This is a genomic window from Pseudomonas sp. EGD-AK9 (genome assembly GCF_000465935.2).
Taxonomy (GTDB): Bacteria; Pseudomonadota; Gammaproteobacteria; order Pseudomonadales; family Pseudomonadaceae; genus Aquipseudomonas.
Genome location: NZ_AVOF01000383.1, coordinates 1 through 2,827, shown reverse-complemented (window position 1 = coordinate 2,827; position 2,827 = coordinate 1). Strand labels below are relative to the sequence as shown.

Genomic DNA, 2,827 nt, shown 5'->3' with positions numbered 1-2,827 from the left:
ATCTGCACCACGCGCTGGCGCGCCACGCCCGGCAGGCCGCGGCGCAGGCCCTCGGCGAAGCCCAGGCAATCGGTGTTGTGGCCGACGCGCTTGCCGTCCTTGAGCACCACGGTATTGACCGCGCCGATGCCGCGCGCCTCGTCCGACAGCTCGTCGAGCAGCGGGATGATCGCCTGCTTGCAGGGGAAGGTGATGTTCAGCCCGGTGAAACCCATGCGCTCGGCGGCGCCGAGCAGCTCGGGCAGGGCGCCGCTGTCGAGGCCGAGCTGGTCCAGGTCGATCAGCCGGTAGAGGTAGCGCAGGCCCTGGGCGTCGCCCTCGCGTTCGTGCATGGCCGGCGTGCGCGAGCCCTGGATGCCGGCCCCGATCAGGCCGGCGAGGATGCTGGATGTGGCGGAGGACATGGCGTTATCCCTTGAGCAACTGGCTGAAGTATTGCAGCCCCAGGCGATAGCCCTGGCTGCCGAGACCGCAGATCACCCCGACGGCGATCGGCGAAACGAAGGAGTGATGGCGGAAGGCCTCGCGCTTGTGCACGTTGGACAGGTGCACCTCGAGCACCGGCAGCTCGCTGGCCACCAGGGCGTCGCGAATCGCCACCGAGGTGTGGGTCCAGGCGGCCGGGTTGATCAGGATGCCGGCGCAGCGCCCGCGCGCCTTGTGAATCCAGTCGAGCAGCTCGCCTTCGTGGTTGGTCTGGCGAAACTCGATGGCCAGGCCGCACTCGGCCGCGGTGTCGGCGCACAGCCGGGAGATGTCGGCGAGGGTTTCATGGCCGTAGGTGGCCGGTTCGCGGGTGCCGAGCAGATTCAGGTTGGGGCCGTTGAGCACCAGGATGCAGGGGGACATAGGGGGCGATCTCTTGTTGTTGTGGCAACGGGCGACAAGTCGTTTCGGAAAATGTACTAACTAGTTAATGCGGTCAATCGAGCGGATCGCTTGCGCTGGCCAACGGCAGCCGGGGAAAGCTCGGTGGGAGCGCTGCAGGCCAGCAATGGCGGGGCTTGCAGCCAGATGGCAGGGCGCCAGGGCGGGCGGCGAAACTGGGCGATTACCGGCCAGGCGCTGGGGCGAGGGGCGGGGATTGGCGGCGAGCAGGCAATAAAAAAGCCGGCTTGTGGCCGGCTTTTAGGGGGTGGTCAGGGCTTATTTTTGGTAAGCCGCGACTGCCTTGTTGATCAGGCCGCGGGCCTCTTCGGCGCCGCCCCAGCCTTCGACCTTGACCCACTTACCCTTCTCCAGATCCTTGTAGTTCTCGAAGAAGTGCTTGATCTGCTCGATCAGCAGGGCCGGCAGGTCGGTGTATTCCTGAACGTCCTTGTACAGCACGGTCAGCTTGTCGTGCGGTACCGCGACCAGCTTGGCGTCGCCGCCGGCTTCGTCGCTCATGTGCAGCACGCCGACCGGACGGGCGCGGATCACCGAACCCGGCGCCACCGGGTAGGGGGTCACGACCAGGACGTCCAGCGGGTCGCCGTCGTCGGCCAGGGTGTGCGGGATGAAGCCGTAGTTGGCCGGGTAGAACATCGGCGTGGCCATGAAACGGTCGACCATCAGGCAATCGCTGTCGTGGTCGATTTCGTATTTGATCGGCGCGTGGTTGGCCGGGATCTCGATGGCAACGTAGATGTCGTTCGGCAGGTCTTTGCCAGCCGGGATCTTGCTGTAGCTCATGGGGGGAACTCCCAGGGAGGGCCAAAAAAGTGGGGCGGATTATAGGCACATTCGCACGGGGTGACTACGCCGGCTTACTCAGCCATTGGTCGCGTTTGTCGCCATCCGGTAGTCGGGGTGCTCGGCCTGCAGCCGCTGCAGGCGGGCCAGGCTGTCCTGGCGGTAGAACAGCGCCAGTTGTCGGTAAACCGCAGGGAAGGCTTCGGCCAGCAGGTCCGGGGCGCTGAAGAAGTATTCGCTGGTCACCGCGAAGAACTCCGCCGGGTCTTCCGCGGCGTAGGGATCGATGGCGGTTTCGGCGTCGGGATCGGCGTCCAGTTCGGCGTTGAGCGCGTCGAAGGCACTCTGCATGGCCTGCGCCCAGTCCTGCACGCGCATGTCGCGGTGCAGCGGCGGCAGGCCGTTGGCGCCGCCGTCGAGCATGTCCAGCTTGTGCGCCAGTTCGTGGATCACCAGGTTGTAGCCCTCCCAGCCGCCACTGGCCTCGACCCCGGGCCAGGCGAGTATCACCGGGCCCTGCTGCCAGGCCTCGCCGCTGCGGGCGTCGTCCCATTCGTGCTCGACCCCGGCGGCGTCGCGGTGGCGCTGCGGGCTGAGGAAGTCGTCGGGGTACAGCACGATCTCGTGAAAGCCGCGGTACCAGTCCTGCTCGCCCAAGTGCAGCAGCGGTAGCTGCGCCTGCGCGGCCAGCAGCAGGCGCTCGACCGCGCCCAGCTCGACGCCGGGCAGGGCGGTCAGGCGCTTGCTGGCGAGAAACAGCGCGGCGCGCTCGCGCAGGCGCTGCAATTCCGCCTCGTCCAGGCCGTCGAGGATCGGCAGGCGACGGCGCACCTCGGCCCAGTGGGCCGGGTCGATCGGGTTGCGTTCGAGGGTGCGTTGGCGGCGCCAGGCCTTGAAGGACCACATGCTGAAAGGCTCGCAGGAAAGATGCGGCCACCTTAAGCGCCGCGGGCGCCTGCCACAAGTCGGCATAAAGCCTGCAACGACCGGGCAGGATGCTGCTTGCGCAGGAGGGCCGGCCATGACGCTGCAACTGCTCGAACACCCCACGCTCAGCCTGGCCCTCGGCGCCGGGCTGGACTTGCCGCAGCAGGCGGCGCGGGCTCGGGCCATGTGGCTGGCCGGACGATCCCTTCGCCGAACTGAGCGACGA

General features: G+C 67.5%; 4 protein-coding genes and 1 pseudogene. 1 reads left to right on the top strand and 4 read right to left on the bottom strand.

Features of this window, described 5'->3' with window-relative positions; genetic code table 11:
• The 4 genes and pseudogenes from N878_RS16845 to N878_RS16830 all read right to left on the bottom strand — a co-directional run.
• Positions 1 to 404, bottom strand: a pseudogene (locus N878_RS16845) (shikimate dehydrogenase); the annotation flags it as partial.
• Between the two features lie 4 nt (positions 405 to 408).
• Positions 409 to 849, bottom strand: a complete 441-nt coding sequence (gene aroQ, locus N878_RS16840) for a type II 3-dehydroquinate dehydratase (protein ID WP_021444772.1) — start codon at positions 847 to 849, stop codon at positions 409 to 411.
• 297 nt (positions 850 to 1,146) lie between these two features.
• Positions 1,147 to 1,674 (bottom strand): inorganic diphosphatase, encoded by a 528-nt coding sequence (gene ppa, locus N878_RS16835; RefSeq protein WP_017675534.1) that lies wholly within the window; start codon positions 1,672 to 1,674, stop codon positions 1,147 to 1,149.
• Between the two features lie 78 nt (positions 1,675 to 1,752).
• Entirely contained in the window at positions 1,753 to 2,580 is an 828-nt protein-coding gene (locus N878_RS16830) for a zinc-dependent peptidase (RefSeq protein ID WP_021444771.1), read from the bottom strand.
• Positions 2,581 to 2,695: 115 nt separating this feature from the next.
• Between N878_RS16830 and N878_RS29585 the strand changes: the two genes are divergently transcribed.
• Positions 2,696 to 2,827, top strand: a 132-nt coding sequence (locus N878_RS29585) for a hypothetical protein (protein WP_256218098.1), incomplete at its 3' end; no start/stop codon positions are given.